Raw genomic sequence first — 15,238 nt, 5'->3', positions numbered from 1 at the left:
TATGCTTCGCTTCTGCCCCATTGCCTGCGCCATCGCGGCGCTGTTCGTCTACCAGCCTACGCTAGCCGACGACTTCGTGCTCCAGCGTGTCCTGGTCGAAGGCACGCGCGCCAGCCAGATCGGGATGACCGATTCAGCCAGCTCGGGCAGCGTCGGGGCCAAGGAGCTGGCGCAGCGCACCGTCTACCGTCCGGGCGAACTGCTGGAAGCGACGCCCGGCCTGATCGCCAGCCAGCACAGCGGCGAAGGCAAGGCCAACCAGTTCTACCTGCGCGGCTTCAACCTGGACCACGGCACCGACCTCGCGACCTGGGTCGACGGCATGCCGGTCAATCAGCGCAGCCATGCGCACGGCCAGGGCTGGACCGACCTGAATTTCCTGATCCCGGAAATCGTCACCCGCCTCGACTACCGCAAGGGCCCGTACTCGGCCACCGAAGGCGACTTCTCCTCCGCCGGCAAGGCGACGATCTCGTACGCGAACCGGTTGGTGGCGCCACTGGCGTCGGTGACGCTGGGCGAGGACAATTACGCGCGCACGGTGCTGGCCGGATCGCCCGAACTGGCGGGCGGCAACCTGCTGTATGCGCTGGAGCTGATGAAGAACGACGGCCCGTGGACGCGGCCGGACGGCTACCGCAAGATCAATGCGGTGCTGCGCTACAGCCGCGGCTATGCGAATAACGGCTGGACCGTCACCGCGATGCACTACCGCGGCCACTGGAACGCCACCGACCAGATCCCCCTGCGCGCAGTGCAGAGCGGCCAGCTGGGGCTCTTCGACGCCCTCGACCTGAGCGACGGCGGCGAGGCCGAACGCAGCAGCATTTCGGGCAGCTGGCGCCGCACTACCGACGACACTGCCACTGGCCTGTCCGCCTACGTGATCCGCAACCGCCTCGACCTGTACTCGAACTTCACCTATTTCCTGAACGACCCGGTGAACGGCGACCAGTTCGCCCAGCCGGACCGCCGCGTCACGGCGGGCCTCGACGGCAGCCACACCTGGCACGTATTACGCAACAAGGACAGCGGCGTCGCCTCGGACATGAGCATTGGCTTCCAGCTCCAGAACGACAACATCTTCAACGGCCTGTACGACACGCGCGCCCGCCGCCGCCTCGCGACCACGCGCGAAGACCACATCGTCGAGGGCAGCGCCGCCGTCTACCTGGAAAACGCGACCAAGTGGAGCGAGGCCCTGCGCACCGTGGTCGGCGTGCGCGCCAATGCCTACCGCTTCCGCGTCGATGGCGACCGCTTGGCGAATGCCGGCCGCGCCAGCGATTCACTGTTGACGCCATCGCTCAGCGTCGCCTACGGCCTGTGGCAGCACACGGAGCTGTACTTCAACTATGGCCACGGCTTCCACAGCAACGATGCGCGCGGCACTGTGGCGGCAATCGATCCGAAGACGCTTGATCCGGTCGACCGCACCCCGGGCCTGGTGCGCTCGCGCGGCCTGGAGCTGGGCCTGCGCACGGTGGCGATTCCGAAGACCGAGACCACGGTGTCGGTGTACCGCCTCGACTTCGATTCCGAGCTGACCTACATCGGCGACGCCGGCAACACCGAGGCGGGCGATCCGAGCCGCCGCTACGGCGTCGAGCTGTCGAACAGCATGCGCGCCAACAAATGGCTGACGGTGAACTTCGACGCGGCCTATGCGCGGGCACGTTCGCGCGGCGGCAACCCAGCCGGTGATCGCATTCCCGGCGCGGTCGAAGGCGTGGCCCAGGTCGGCCTGACGGTGGACCGCGCCGGTCCGTGGTCGGGCGCCCTGCGCCTGCGCTACTTCGGCCCGCGTCCGCTGATCGAGGACGACAGCGTGCGCTCGCACGCCAGCCTCACGCTCAACGGCCGCATCGGCTACCGGATCGGTAAGGACATGCGCGTGGAGCTGGAAGGCTTCAACCTGACCAACCGGCGCGATTCGGCGATCGACTACTACTATGCCTCGCGCCTGGCGAACGAGGCGGAAGCGGTGGACGACATCCATTTCCACCCGATCGAACCCCGTTCCTTCCGCCTGAGCTTCACGAAGAACTGGTAAGGAATGGCTGAGAGTTGCCCAGCATCATGCCGATCGCAGGGAAACCTGCTACGCTAACTGGATGACTACCCGTGAACTTCCCTACACCGATCCGTCGCAGCTGGCGGATGCCGTGCGCAACGAGGGCTACGCCCTGCTGCGCCCTTCCGATGTTGCACGCCTGGCTGGCTGCACGCTCGACGAGTTGCAGTCGCTGACGCCGAGCTGGGACCGGCTCGAACTCGACAACTACCTGAAGGACGGCGGCCGCTACCGGCGCCGCCGCCATTCCTGCTTCATCGACGACAGCGACGACGGCGGCCACGCCCTGCTGCAGGTGCCGCACCGCGCGCACTGGCAGCCGGTCGAGTACAACGCCCTGCACGGCGGCATGCACCGCCTGTTCGCGCCGATCGAAACCGCGACGCTGGCCAAGCCGGCCTGGGGCCGCCTGCTGAGCGCGCTCGGCGAAGCCTGCTCCAGCGTGCGCGGACGCCAGACCTGGTATGTGGAAGCGCACCAGTTCCGCATCGATACCGCCGACGGCATCGGCCGCCCGACTCCGGAAGGCGCGCACCGCGACGGCGTCGACTTCGTCGCCGTGATCCTGATCGACCGCGCCGGCATCAAGGGCGGCGAAACCCGGGTGTTCGAAGCCGACGGTCCGGCCGGCAAGCGCTTCACCATGCTCGAGCCGTGGACCCTGCTGCTGCTCGACGATGCCGCCGTCATCCACGAATCGACGCCGATCCAGCCGCTGGGCGAACATGGGCATCGCGATACGCTGGTGCTGACCTGGCGGGCTGGGTCCTTCCAGGGCGCCGACGCCGCATAGGCAAAAAAAAGCGCCCGCGAAACCTTGCGGCTGGCAGGCGATAATCCAATTTTCGGAGAAAACTGGAGGAGACGGTTCTAATATAGCGCGGTTTTTTGTGCAGTGCAATACCGTAGAACTACTGGAGTGGTTTCACCAAGGAACCGTTTCCAAAACCAGACACTCGGCAGCCAATTGTTGCGCTGCGCAATATCCCTTTTCTCTGTTCAATAACGCTGGAAATCCGCGCTGCGCAGCAGTATACGCAGACGTTCGGGATCGGCCGGCACACTGCGCGCCTCGGCTGCAGCACGGGCAATCGCGGACGGCGTCGGCGCTTCCATCAGAGCCGGTCCCGGCTGCGACACCATGCCCTGGGACGCATCCGGGGTGACGGTAGCCCGCATCGGCGGCGCCGAGGAGGCGTAGCGCTGCGGCTGCGGCGGCGCCCGCCCCAGCGAGAACCCGCCGTCCGCCAGCCGCTCTACGAAGGCCTCGCGCTCTCCTCTCCCCATCGGCTGCCGCAGATATTCGCCCAGCGGCGCCACATACTCCACCCACACGCCCGAAGCCCGCACCGCCGAGGCGACGAAACGAAAGTCGTCCTTGCGCCGGCTGTTCCACTGGGCTGGCGCCAGGAATGCACGGCTGGTGAGCAGTTGGCGCAGCACCGCGCGCTGATCGCCGCCGCTGGCATCCCACACCCGCGCCAATGTTCGCAGCATGGCCGGTGGAGGGGCGTCGACGAAATGCCGGGCTAGCGCCCGTAACGCGGCGTGCTCGCCGCCCACCGGCAGTCGCAGGCCCCGCGCGCGCGCCTGCCCGGCCAGGTCCTGGTAACGGTCGAAGACATGGGGACGCAAGGCATCGCGCAAGGCGTCGGCATCGACGGCCTGCCCTGCGCTGAACCAGCCCAGCCAGAAATTGGCCAGCACTTCTTCCAGCTGGCGCGGGCTGGCGATGGCCAGCAATAGGACCGCTTCACCAGGCGGCGCGTGCGCGTCCGCCAGTTCGCGCAGGCGCATCGCCAGGTAAGGCGGCAGCGGCGGCGGCGCCAGCTGGCTGTCGACCCAGGCGTGCGCGCCCGTCGCGCGCACGCGCGCCACCTCGCCCGGCGCCGGGCCATAGCCCAGCCGGCTCAAGAGATGCAGCGCCTGCCGCTCATCCATCGGGACGGCGGCACGCGCATGCGGCGCCGCGGCCAGCGCCAGGAACAGCGCGGCGCAGCGAAGAAAAAGGGACCAGACGTGCATGTCATGGTTATACCCTCGCGCCGGCCCCTTGGAGCCGTGCATTGGTAAATGTTTGTAAAGACCACACATCGGTCCGGTAAACACACGAATCAGGCCCACGGGATTGCAATTTTGCTACACTTAGCAGCTTGAACCAAAGTCATCGAAGAATATGCCTACCCTCCGCCGCCTGCCCCTGAATGTCCCCGTGCCCCTGGTCGCCGTTGCCGGCGCCACGCTCTGCTTTGCGTTCGCGCTGGCCGTGCCCAAGCGCGCCACCGCCAAGGACGAAAAGCCCGCCGCGCCGACGCCGGCGCTGACCGTGACCACCGGGCAGCCGTCCACCACCAGCTTGCCCGTCGGCCTGACCGCCAACGGCAGCGTGGCGGCCTGGCAGGAAGCCGTCATCGGCAGCGAGTCGAACGGCTTGCGCCTGATGGAAGTGCGCGTCAACGTGGGCGACGTGGTCAAGAAGGGCGAGACCCTGGCGGTGTTCGCGAGCGAGACCGTGCGCGCCGACGTCGAGCAGGCGCGCGCCGCGCTGCAGGAAGCGCAGGCCAACGCCAGCGCCGCCAAGCAGGATGCCGACCGGGCGCGCGCACTGCGCAGCTCGGGCGCGCTGAGCGAACAGCAGGTCACCCAGCTCTTGACCGCCGACCGCACCGCGCAGGCCAGGGTCAGCGCTAACCGCGCGACGCTGGCCCAGCAGGAACTGCGCCTGCGCCAGGCCACCGTCGTCGCGCCCGATAGTGGCATCATCTCGGCGCGCAGCGCCACCGTGGGCGCCGTCACGGGGCCGGGCACGGAACTGTTCCGCATGATCCGCCAGGGCCGCCTCGAATGGCGCGCCGAAGTCACCTCCAATGACCTGGGCCGCATCAAGCCGGGCATGCGCGCCGCGGTGCGCGCCGCCAGCGGCAGCGAGATCGTGGGCAAGGTGCGCACCGTGGCGCCGACCGTCGACCCGCAGACCCGCCTGGCGCTGATCTACGTCGACCTGCCGCCCACGCTGTCCGCCAACGCGCCGCTGAAGGCCGGCATGTTCGCCAGCGGCCGCTTCGAACTGGGCGCGACCAATGCCCTCACCGTGCCGCAGCAGGCCGTGGCCGTGCGCGACGGCTTCAGCTACGTGTTCCGTCTGAACCCGGACAACCGTGTGAGCCAGCTGAAGGTCAGCACCGGCCGCCGTCTGGGCGACCGCGTCGAGATTTCCGGCGGCCTGGCGGCCGGCACGCCGATCGTGGTCAGCGGCGCCGGCTTCCTGAATGACGGCGATCTGGTGCGTAATGTCCCGGCGCCGGCGGCGCCGGCCAAGGCCGCACGCCAGACCGCATCGCGCTGAGCGGGGTTCGATCATGAATTTTTCCGCGCTATCGATCCGTAATCCGATCCCCGCGATCATGCTGTTTGCCCTGCTCACGCTGGCGGGGCTGCTGGCCTTCAAGGCCAACAAGATCCAGGACTTCCCCGACATCGAACTGCCGATCGTGACCGTGGCCGCCACGCTGGAAGGCGCGGCCCCGGCCCAGCTGGAAACCGAGGTCGCGCGCAAGATCGAGGACTCGGTCGCCACCCTGCAGGGCGTCAAGAACATCTATACCAAGGTGCTCGACGGCGTCGCTACGATCACTGTCGAATTCATTCTCGAGAAGGACCTTGCCGAGGCGGTCAACGACGTGCGCGATGCGGTCGCGCGCGTGCGCGCCGACCTGCCGCCCGAGATGCGCGAGCCGAGCGTGACCAAGGCCGCCACCGCCGGCCGCGTGGTCGCCACCTTCACCGCGGCCCCGGCGCAAGGCGCCGGCAGCGCCATGGACGACCAGGAACTGAGCTGGTTCGTCGACCACGACGTCTCCAAGCGCCTCTTGAGCGTACCGGGCCTGGGCTCGGTCAAGCGTGTGGGCGGCGTCACCCGAGAAGTGCGGGTCGAGCTGGATGACCAGCGCATGGCCGCGCTCCAGGTGTCGGCGCTGGACGTGTCGCGCCAGCTGCGCCAGGTGCAGAGGGAAAGCCCGGGCGGACGCGGCGACGTGAACGGCGCCGAGCAGTCGGTGCGCACCATCGCCACCGTGCAGTCAGCCCAGGAGCTGGCGCAGATGGACATCCCGCTGCCGGACGGCCGCCACGTCAAGCTCGAGCAGGTCGCCACGGTGAGCGACACCGTGGCCGAACCGCGCTCGCTGGCCGAGCAGGACGGCCGCAAGGTGGTCGGCTTCGAAGTCTTCCGCACCCGCGGCGCGGGCGAGGTCGACGTCGCCGAAGGCGCGCGCGCCGCCGTCGCCCAACTGCAGAAGGAGCACCCGAACGTGGTGCTCAAGGAAGTGATCGACAACTCGGCGCCGGTCGAGGAGAACTTCGACGCCTCGATGGAGATGCTGTACGAAGGCGCGGTGCTGGCGGTGCTGGTGGTGTGGTGGTTCCTGCGCGACTGGCGCGCCACCCTGGTGGCCGCGGCCGCGCTGCCGCTGTCGGCGATCCCCGCCTTCCTGGGCCAGTACCTGTTCGGCTACACGCTGAACATGGTGACCCTGCTGTCGCTGGCCCTGGTGATCGGCGTGCTGGTGGACGATGCGATCGTCGAGATCGAAAACATCTCGCGCCACCTGCGCATGGGGAAGACCCCGATGCAGGCGGCGCTGGAAGCGGCCGACGAGATCGGGATGGCGGTGATCGCCACCACCTTCGCCCTGGTGGCCGTGTTCCTGCCGACCGCCTTCATGGGCGGCATCCCGGGTAAATTCTTCAAGCAGTTCGGCTGGACCGCTGTGCTCGCGATCCTCGCCTCGCTGGTCGTCGCGCGCCTCTTGACGCCGATGATGGCGGCCTACATCCTCAAGCCGTCCAAGCACCACGGCGAGGAGAAGGACGGCCCGCTGATGCGCCGCTATATGAGCGCGATGCAGTGGTGCCTGCGCCATCGCATGGTGACGGCGATCGGCTCCGCCCTGTTCTTCATCGGCTCGATCGCGCTGGTGCCGCTGCTGCCGACCGGCTTCGTGCCGCCGGCCGACCGCTCGCAGACCCTGATCACGCTGGAACTGCCGCCCGGCTCGACCCTGGCCGAAACCCACGTGATCGCGGAACAGGCGCGCCAGGCCGCGATGCAGGTGGGCGGCGTGAAAAGCATCTTCAGCTCGATCGGCGGCGGCTCCAGCGGCGATGCTTTCGCCCCGGGCGCTGCGGCCGAAGCGCGGCGCGCGGTGCTGACCGTGACCACGGTCGACCGCCATGACCGCGACGAAGGCCTGTCCGATATCGAGCGCGCGCTGCGCGAGAAGATGGCGCAGATCCCCGGCGCGCGCTTCAACGTCGGCGCCAACGACACCGGTACCAAGATGCAGCTGGTGCTGCGCAGCGAGGATCCGGAAGCGCTGACCGCCACCGCGCGCCAGGCCGAGCGCGAGCTGCGCACGCTCAAGAACGTCGGCAACGTCAGCTCCAGCGCGTCGCTGGTGCGGCCTGAGATCATCGTGCGCCCCGATTTCGCGCGCGCGGCCGACCTGGGCGTGACCGCCGCCGCGATCGGCGAGACGGTGCGCGTCGCCACCGCCGGCGACTACGACATTTCGCTGGCCAAGATGAACCTGGCCGAGCGCCAGGTGCCGATCCGGGTCAAGCTGCCGGACACCGTGCGCGCCGACCTCGATGCGCTGGGACGCCTGACGGTGCCGGGTTCGCGCGGCCCGGTGCTGCTGGCGAACGTCGCCACCATCACGATGGAAAGCGGCCCGGCCCAGATCGACCGCCTGAACCGCACCCGCAACGTCACGCTCGACGTGGAACTGCAGGGCCGTTCGCTGGGCGAGGTCAACGAAGAGGCGCGCGCCCTGCCCGCCTTCAAGAACCTGCCGCCGAGCGTGCAGATCGCCGAACTGGGCGACGCCCAGGAAATGCAGGCGCTGTTCGCCAGCTTCGGCGTGGCGATGCTGATCGGCGTGCTGTGCATCTACGGCGTGCTGGTGCTGCTGTTTAACGACTTCATGCAGCCGGTGACCATCCTGGCCGCGCTGCCGCTGTCGATCGGCGGCGCCTTCGTGGCACTGCTGCTGACGAATAGTGCGCTGTCGATGCCGACCATGATCGGCCTGATCATGCTGATGGGGATCGTGACCAAGAACTCGATCCTGCTAGTGGACTACGCCATCCTGGCGCGCGAGGCGGGCATGAACCGCTTCGATGCCCTGGTGGACGCCTGCCACAAGCGTTCGCGCCCGATCGTGATGACCACCATCGCCATGGGCGCCGGCATGCTGCCGCTGGCGCTCGGCCTGTCGGGCGACCCGAGCTTCCGCTCGCCGATGGCGATCGCGGTGATCGGCGGCCTGATCACCTCGACGCTGCTGAGCCTGCTGGTGGTGCCGGCCGTGTTCACCTATGTCGACGACTTCGAGCACTTCATGAAGCGCAATGTCGCCAAGCTGCGGCGCAAGCCGGCGCATGCGCCGGCCCACGTGCCGGTGAAAGAGCCACAGTCTGACCCAGTCAAATAAGACCGGTCGCAATCCCTAGGGTGGCCGGCTCTGCCGGCCGCGCGTTCAGCCAAAGAAGACCGGCCGTCCCGCTATTCACGCCACGCTTGAACGACCGCCCTACAATGAAAAAACCCCGGCCGGGCTTGACGCCCGCCGGGGTTTTGCTTTGATGGCTAAGCCGATCAGTCGCGGTAGTAGCGGTACTCTTTGCGCTCGCTGCTGCTCGAGCCGCCCAGCAGCTTGGCCAGCAGGAAGCCGACGCCGGCTGCGACCAGCAGGGCGGTGCCCGGATTGGTCTTCACGTACTCGGTGCTCTTGGTCGAGTAGTTCTGGTAGGTTTCACCCAGCTGGCCCTTGCGCTGGCCCAGGCTTTCCGATGCGCCGCTCAGCATGCCGCTCAGGCGGTCGACGCCTGCGTGTGCGGTGCTGACCAGGCGGTCCACCAGCGGCTGCGCGCCTTGCGCGAGCTGGTCGATCTTCTCGTGCGCCTTGTCCGGGGTGATGTTGGCCATGGCGCCCTTGATGCCGCCCTGGGACTGCGACTGGTCGCCGCTAGTCGAGGACGAATCCGACGACTGCGCGCTGGCGCCGCCCATGCTGCCGCTGCTCGATGCAGTGGTGCCCGCGCTACTGCCGGTGGTGCTGCCCGACGAGCTGCCGGTCGAACCCAGGGCGCTGTTGCCGCCGGTGGTGCTGCTCAGGCTGCCGCTGCTGCCGGCTGCGCTGGAACCGGTCGAGCCGGTCGAGCCGCTTTGCTTGTTGCCGCTGCTGCCCAGGTTGCCCGAGCTCTGCGAGCTGCTTTGCTGGCTGCCCGCATTGCTGGTGCCGCCGACGGAACCGCTGCTGCTGCCGGTGGCAGGCTTGGCGGTGCTCGGCGAGGCGTTGGCGCTGCCGAGGCTGCCCGACGAACCGCTCTGGCTGCTGCCCGAAGCACTGCTGCCCTGGTTCAGGCCGGAACTCTGGCTTTTACCGATGCTCGAACCTGCGCTATCGCGGCTTGCGTCGCTGCCTTTACCCTCGGTAGGTTTCTGATTATCCATGATGTATCCCTCGTAAAATGTAGACCAACGCGAATTAGACCGATACCCGACTATCACCACATTCTTCCTCGATTCCGCTTCACACGGCGCGAGGGACGACGATTGACTGCGCTAGCTCAAAACGCAACTTTCTTTCTTGCCCCAGATCCATTCTCGTTTACCGAGACCTGGAGTGAGCGCAAAAGTTCCGCCGTTAGCGTAGTGGTCCTCGTCGCTGCATGAGCGGTCGCCTGTGGCGGTCCGAAATCGCGCGCAGTATCGGACACTGCGTCGCGATACAAAAAATACAACGTCGGCGATAACGGGACCGTGCGCTGCCTAACAGAGCTGTGCCATCGGCCTTCGCCACTCCTTGAAGCGCAAATCCGCTTGCCTTCCACCTCAGCTGCGCTATCATATGAATGATAATCATTCTCATTTACGGAAAAGGGCAGCCCTTCTCCGGCAACGCTGAAAGGAAGCATGCATGTGCGACAAACACGCTCGGCCGACGGCCATCGAGGATTCGCAAGCCGGCTCGCGCCGCCGCCGCGTCTGGGAACTGAGCGCGGCCAGCCACTGCCCGCTGGTCGGCGTCGCCCTGCCGCTGGGCGCCCTGCGCAAGCTGGTGGAACGGGTCACGGGCGGGCGGCTGCTGCATGACGACTACGACATCCATGTCGGCGCGGTCAGCGAATGTGCAGTACGCAATCCGCTGTCGGAAGCCATCCAGAAGGAGCTGGAGCGCCGCTATGCCGGCGAGATCGCGCGCTTTCGCGCCGCCAAGGCGGAGGCCGAGGTGGCGGCGCTGTGGGCCCAGGCGGTTGCGGCCGGCAATGTGCCGGGCGCGTTCTGGGCCGGCCTGAGCCACCCGCGCTGCACGCCTGGACTGGAACAGAAGATGTGCCGCGACATCCACATGGTGCAGCACCAGGCCGGCGCCTGCGTGCGGGCCGACATGGACAAGTACCAGGCGCTGGTCGCCGAGAATGCAAGCCTGGTGCGCGAACTGGCGCGTGCGCAGCAGCGCTGCCAGGCGCAGCTGGAAGAAAAGACCGCCCAGGCCGAACGTTACGAGCATGGCTTGATGGCGGCCCGCGCCGCTGCCATTGCGAAGGACACCGACATCCACAATCTGCGCACCGAACTGGCCAGGCTCCAGGCGGAGGTGCCCGAACTGGACACGCGCAAGCGGCTCGCGAACCGGCTGGCGCAGATGGAAGGACGGGAAGCGGCGCTACGGGCCCAGCTGGCGGCATTGAAGGCGGCGCGCAGCGTGGCGCCGGAGCTGCCGGCGGCGGCAAGCGTACCGGCGCCGCCGGCGCCAGTGGAGGTGCCGATCAAACTGGTCAACCGAAGCGTCCTGTGCGTCGGCGGGCGCAGCGGCAGCGTGCCGGTCTATCGCAACGTGATCGAGCAGGTCGGCGCGCAGTTCGCACACCATGATGGCGGGCTGGAAGACAGCGCGGGCCAGCTCGACGCCAGCCTCGCCGCGGCCGACCTGGTGATCTGCCAGACCGGCTGCATCAGCCACCATGCTTACTGGCGCCTGAAAGACCATTGCAAGCGCACCGGCAAGCGCTGCATTTTCGTGGACAATCCGAGCGTGTCCAGTCTTGTGCGCGGACTGCAGGAAGCGACCGCGCCGGTCTAGAAAATGCAAAAGCCCGTGTCCTTGGGAGACACGGGCTTTCTGAAGTTCTGGTGCCGCTGACCGGAATCGAACTGGTGACCTTCGCATTACGAATGCGCTGCTCTACCGACTGAGCTACAGCGGCTCAACGCCGGGCGAACCGGACGAAGAGCCGTATTCTAGCAAACAACTCCGGAAACTTGCTAGTCCGACTCGGCAATTTCAGCCGAGCCTTACTAAAAACATCACTCGGCGTGGTAGCGGGTGACCAGCTCGACCTCGCTCTTCGATCCCAGGAACACCGGCACGCGCTGGTGCAGCTTAGTCGGCTGGATGTCCATGATGCGCTTACTGCCGTCAGTGGCAGCGCCGCCGGCCTGCTCGACGATCATCGCCATCGGATTGGCTTCGTACATCAGGCGCAGCTTGCCCGGCGAGGATGGATCGCGCAGGTCGGCCGGGTACATGAAGATGCCGCCGCGGTTCAGGATGCGGTGCACGTCGGCCACCATCGAAGCGATCCAGCGCATGTTGAAGTCCTTGCCGCGCGGGCCGGTGGAACCGGCCAGCATCTCGTCCACGTAGCGCTGCACCGGCGGGTGCCAGTGGCGCTTGTTCGACATGTTGATCGCGAATTCCTTGGTGGTTTCCGGGATCTGCATGTCGTTCTGGGTCAGCACCCACGAACCCATCTCGCGGTCGAGGGTGAAGCACTGGACACCGTTGCCGGTGGTGAGCACCAGCATGGTCTGCGGGCCGTACACGGCATAGCCGGCCGCCACCTGCTGGGTGCCCGGCTGCAGGAAGTCCTGCTCGGTCGGTTCGACCATGCCTTCCGGCGCCTTGAGCACCGAGAAGATGGTGCCGATCGAGACGTTGACGTCGATGTTCGACGAGCCGTCGAGCGGGTCGAACATCAAGAGGAATTCGCCTTTCGGGTAGCGGCTCGGGATCTTGCGGATGGTCTCCATTTCTTCCGAGGCCATCGCGGCCAGGTGGCCGCCCCACTCGTTCGCCTCGAGCAGGATCTCGTTCGAGATCACGTCGAGCTTCTTCTGCACTTCGCCCTGGATGTTCTCGGTCTCGGCGCTGCCCAGCACTTCGCCGAGCGCGCCCTTGCTGACCGAGTAGCTGATGCGCTTGCACGCGCGCGCCACGACCTCGATCAGGAGGCGCAGTTCGGCGTTGATGGTTTGGTGGAGGCGCTGTTCCTCGACCAGGTACTGCGTAAGACTGACGCGTTTCATGGACTTCCTTTGGTTTGGTTTAATGCCTTTGCGCGGGGCGACGCAAGCGCCCCGCAGATTATATTTTTAATTGGCGAGCGCCTTGGTCACGACCTCACGCACGTCGTTCGACAGCCGCTGCTGCCCCGCCACCTGCTGCAGCGCGGTCTTCATGTGCTGCTGCAGGGCCGGGGTGTAGCGGCGCCAGCGGTCCATGGCGCGCGCCAGGCGCGCCGCGACCTGCGGGTTGAGCGCGTCGAGCAGGGTCACGTGCTCGGCCCAGAACAGGTAGCCGCTGCCGTTCGGGGCGTGGAACTCGACCGGGTTGTTCATGCAGTAGTTGGCGATCAGGCTGCGCGCGCGGTTCGGGTTGCGCAGGTTGAAGGCCGGGTGGCGCATCAGTTCGCGCACCTTGGCGATGTCGGTGGTCGGCGCCGAAGCCTGCATCGCGAACCACTTGTCGACCACCAGCGCTTCGCCCTGGAACTCGTCGTAGAAGCGCGCCAGTTCGGCTTCCGCCTCCGGTGCCCGTGCGTGGATCAGGGCGCTCAGGGCGGCCGCGCGGTCGGTCATGTTGTCGGCTTCCCGGCATTGGCGTACGGCCAGCGCGATGGTCTCCTCGTCCGGCGCCGCGTTCAGGTAGGACAGCGCCAGGTTCTTGAGGGCGCGCTTGCCGCTTGACGCCGCATCCGGGCTGTAGGCGCCCGGGGTCTGGTTGGCTTCATACTGGGCCAGCAGTTCGCTGCGCAGGCGGGCGCCGATGTTGGCGCGCATGAACTGGCGCGCCATGTGCACGGCCAGCGGATCGACCACGCTGAGCTGCTCGGAAATCATGGTTTCGGTCGGCAGCAGCAGTGCCTGTTCGCGGAAGGCCGGGTCGAGCGACTCGTCCGTCAGCATCTTGCGCATCGCTTCGATGAAGGTGTCGTCCAGGCTCAGGCGGCTTGAGACAGGCGCCTCGCCGGTGAGCTTGAGCAGGCGGCCCATGGCCAGGCGCTGGCCGGCTTCCCAGCGGTTGACCGGATCGCTGTCGTAGCTGAACAGGTGCAGCAGGTCGCTGTCGCTGTAGCCGTGCTGCAGGATCACCGGCGCGGAAAAGTCGCGCAGCACGGACGGCACCGGCTGTTCCTGGACGTTGCTGAAGACGAAGGTCTGCTCGGCCTCGGTCAGTTCCAGCACGGTGGTGGTGCCGCGCGCCTCGCCATCCACCACCAGCGGCATGTCGCGGCCTTCGCGGTCGAGCAGGCCGATCGCCACCGGGATGTGGAAGGGCTGCTTGTCCGGCTGGCCCGGGGTCGGCGGGCAGGTCTGGTAGAAGGTGATGCCGTAGGTCTGCGCCGCTTCGTCGTAGCGCGCCTCGAAGCGCAGCACCGGGGTGCCGGCCTGGTCGTACCAGCGTTCAAACTGGCGCAGGTCGCGGCCGTTGGCGTCGGCCATGGCCTTGCGGAAGTCGTCGCAGGTGACGGCCTGGCCGTCATGGCGTTCGAAATACAGGTCCATGCCCTTGCGGAAGCCGTCGCGGCCCAGCAGGGTCTGGTACATGCGCACTACTTCCGCGCCCTTCTCGTACACGGTGACGGTGTAGAAGTTGTTGATCTCGACGAAGGAGTCGGGACGCACCGGGTGCGCCATCGGGCCGGCATCCTCGGGGAACTGGGCCTGGCGCAGGGTGCGCACCTGGTCGATGCGGGTGACGGCGCGGCCGGTATCGGTGCCGATCATGTCGGCGGTGAATTCCTGGTCGCGGAAGACCGTCAGGCCTTCCTTGAGCGAGAGCTGGAACCAGTCGCGGCAAGTCACGCGGTTGCCGGTCCAGTTGTGGAAGTACTCGTGCGCCACCACCGCCTCGATGCCCTGGAAGTCGATGTCGGTCGCCACGCGCGGATTCGCCAGCACGAATTTGGTGTTGAAGATGTTCAGGCCCTTGTTTTCCATCGCGCCCATGTTGAAGTCGCTGGTGGCGACGATCATGAAGCGGTCGAGGTCGAGCTCGAGGCCATAGCGCTCCTCGTCCCAGCGGATGCTGTGCTTGAGCGACTGCATCGCGTAGTCGGTCTTGTCGAGGTTGCCGTCTTCCACCCAGACCTGCAGCAGCGCGTCGCGGCCGTCCGCCAGGCGGAAGGTCTCTTCCTGGCACACCAGGCGCGCGGCGACCAGGGCGAACAGGTAGGACGGCTTCTTGAACGGGTCTTCCCACTTGGCGTAGTGGCGGCCGTCGCCGAGCTCGCCCTCTTCCAGCAGATTGCCATTGGACAAGAGCACCGGATAGCGCTCCTTGTCGGCGCGCAACATCACGGTGTACACGGCCATCACGTCCGGACGGTCCGGGAAATACGTGATGCGGCGGAAGCCTTCTGCCTCGCACTGGGTGAAGAAGTTGCCGTTCGAGGTGTACAGACCGCTCAGTGTGGTGTTCAGTTCCGGCACGCACACGGTTTCGATCTCGAGCGTGGCTTCTTCCGGCGCGTTCGGGATGGTGAGCAGGTTGCCGTTGATGGCGTAGTCGCGCTCCGCCAGCAGCCGGCCGTTCAGGCGCAGCGCCACCAGTTCGATGTCTTCCCCGTACAGTTCGATCTCGCGCTGGGCGCTGTCGGGGTTGCGCCGCAGGGTCATGCGGTTGGCGACGACGGTGCGGGCGGGGTCGAGGTCGAAGCCGAGTTCCACGGTATCCACCAGGTAGCTCGGCGGGGTGTAGTCACTCCGGTAAATCGTCTGGGGCGTATCGGTGCGCATAGGAAGTCCGCAAAGAGACAGTGAGGAAGTGCTTATTTTACCAACAAGATTTTGCGGCGCCCGCTCCGTTTCCTTAT

Annotated in this window: 9 protein-coding genes and 1 tRNA gene; 5 read left to right on the top strand and 5 right to left on the bottom strand. The window is 66.9% G+C overall.

The genetic code is table 11. The features are described 5' to 3' along the window. The first annotated feature begins 1 nt into the window (after position 1). Both GV068_RS19855 and GV068_RS19850 read left to right on the top strand, forming a co-directional pair. Positions 2–2,053, top strand: a complete 2,052-nt coding sequence (locus GV068_RS19855) for a TonB-dependent receptor (RefSeq protein ID WP_159705295.1) — start codon at positions 2–4, stop codon at positions 2,051–2,053. A 61-nt stretch (positions 2,054–2,114) separates the two neighbouring features. Continuing rightward, positions 2,115–2,867 (top strand): 2OG-Fe dioxygenase family protein, encoded by a 753-nt coding sequence (locus GV068_RS19850; protein WP_159701832.1) that lies wholly within the window; start codon positions 2,115–2,117, stop codon positions 2,865–2,867. Positions 2,868–3,073: 206 nt separating this feature from the next. On the opposite strand, the gene GV068_RS19845 is transcribed toward GV068_RS19850, so the two are convergent. Further along, a complete protein-coding gene (locus tag GV068_RS19845) occupies positions 3,074–4,168 on the bottom strand; it encodes a DUF1800 family protein (protein WP_229464368.1) in 1,095 nt (364 codons plus the stop codon). Between the two features lie 82 nt (positions 4,169–4,250). Here GV068_RS19845 and GV068_RS19840 point away from each other — a divergent pair, with 82 nt between their 5' ends. Then, positions 4,251–5,420: an efflux RND transporter periplasmic adaptor subunit gene (locus tag GV068_RS19840; RefSeq protein WP_159701826.1), complete on the top strand. Its 1,170-nt coding sequence runs from the start codon at positions 4,251–4,253 to the stop codon at positions 5,418–5,420. A gap of 13 nt (positions 5,421–5,433) precedes the next feature. After that, positions 5,434–8,568 carry an efflux RND transporter permease subunit gene (locus tag GV068_RS19835; protein ID WP_159701822.1) on the top strand — a complete coding sequence of 1,045 codons (3,135 nt, stop codon included), beginning with the start codon at positions 5,434–5,436 and terminating at the stop codon, positions 8,566–8,568. A 164-nt stretch (positions 8,569–8,732) separates the two neighbouring features. Here the strand turns inward: GV068_RS19835 and GV068_RS19830 are convergent, their stop codons facing one another. Beyond that, positions 8,733–9,590 carry a YqjD family protein gene (locus GV068_RS19830; RefSeq protein WP_159701819.1) on the bottom strand — a complete coding sequence of 286 codons (858 nt, stop codon included), beginning with the start codon at positions 9,588–9,590 and terminating at the stop codon, positions 8,733–8,735. A gap of 466 nt (positions 9,591–10,056) precedes the next feature. Here GV068_RS19830 and GV068_RS19825 point away from each other — a divergent pair, with 466 nt between their 5' ends. Continuing rightward, positions 10,057–11,223 (top strand): DUF2325 domain-containing protein, encoded by a 1,167-nt coding sequence (locus GV068_RS19825; RefSeq protein WP_159701816.1) that lies wholly within the window; start codon positions 10,057–10,059, stop codon positions 11,221–11,223. A gap of 48 nt (positions 11,224–11,271) precedes the next feature. Here GV068_RS19825 and GV068_RS19820 read toward each other — a convergent pair. From GV068_RS19820 to pepN, 3 genes are all read right to left on the bottom strand, one after another. Continuing rightward, positions 11,272–11,347, bottom strand: a tRNA-Thr gene (locus GV068_RS19820). 100 nt (positions 11,348–11,447) lie between these two features. Further along, positions 11,448–12,449, bottom strand: a complete 1,002-nt coding sequence (locus tag GV068_RS19815) for a class 1 fructose-bisphosphatase (RefSeq protein ID WP_159701813.1) — start codon at positions 12,447–12,449, stop codon at positions 11,448–11,450. A 66-nt stretch (positions 12,450–12,515) separates the two neighbouring features. Next, positions 12,516–15,161, bottom strand: a complete 2,646-nt coding sequence (gene pepN / locus GV068_RS19810) for an aminopeptidase N (protein ID WP_159701809.1) — start codon at positions 15,159–15,161, stop codon at positions 12,516–12,518. Between the last annotated feature and the right edge of the window lie 77 nt (positions 15,162–15,238).

The sequence above is a fragment of the Massilia sp. 9I genome (assembly GCF_902506415.1).
Classification (GTDB): Bacteria; Pseudomonadota; Gammaproteobacteria; order Burkholderiales; family Burkholderiaceae_D; genus Telluria.
This window is presented reverse-complemented; position numbering and strand designations above follow the sequence as displayed.

Excerpts from the sequence above, each read along its gene's own strand:
- GV068_RS19855 (WP_159705295.1), top strand. The coding sequence starts at position 2 with ATGCTTCGCTTCTGCCCCATTGCCTGCGCCATCGCGGCGCTGTTCGTC.
- GV068_RS19850 (WP_159701832.1), top strand. The coding sequence starts at position 2,115 with ATGACTACCCGTGAACTTCCCTACACCGATCCGTCGCAGCTGGCGGAT.
- GV068_RS19845 (WP_229464368.1), bottom strand. The coding sequence starts at position 4,168 with ATGTGTGGTCTTTACAAACATTTACCAATGCACGGCTCCAAGGGGCCG.
- GV068_RS19840 (WP_159701826.1), top strand. The coding sequence starts at position 4,251 with ATGCCTACCCTCCGCCGCCTGCCCCTGAATGTCCCCGTGCCCCTGGTC.
- GV068_RS19835 (WP_159701822.1), top strand. The coding sequence starts at position 5,434 with ATGAATTTTTCCGCGCTATCGATCCGTAATCCGATCCCCGCGATCATG.
- GV068_RS19830 (WP_159701819.1), bottom strand. The coding sequence starts at position 9,590 with ATGGATAATCAGAAACCTACCGAGGGTAAAGGCAGCGACGCAAGCCGC.
- GV068_RS19825 (WP_159701816.1), top strand. The coding sequence starts at position 10,057 with ATGTGCGACAAACACGCTCGGCCGACGGCCATCGAGGATTCGCAAGCC.
- GV068_RS19815 (WP_159701813.1), bottom strand. The coding sequence starts at position 12,449 with ATGAAACGCGTCAGTCTTACGCAGTACCTGGTCGAGGAACAGCGCCTC.
- pepN (WP_159701809.1), bottom strand. The coding sequence starts at position 15,161 with ATGCGCACCGATACGCCCCAGACGATTTACCGGAGTGACTACACCCCG.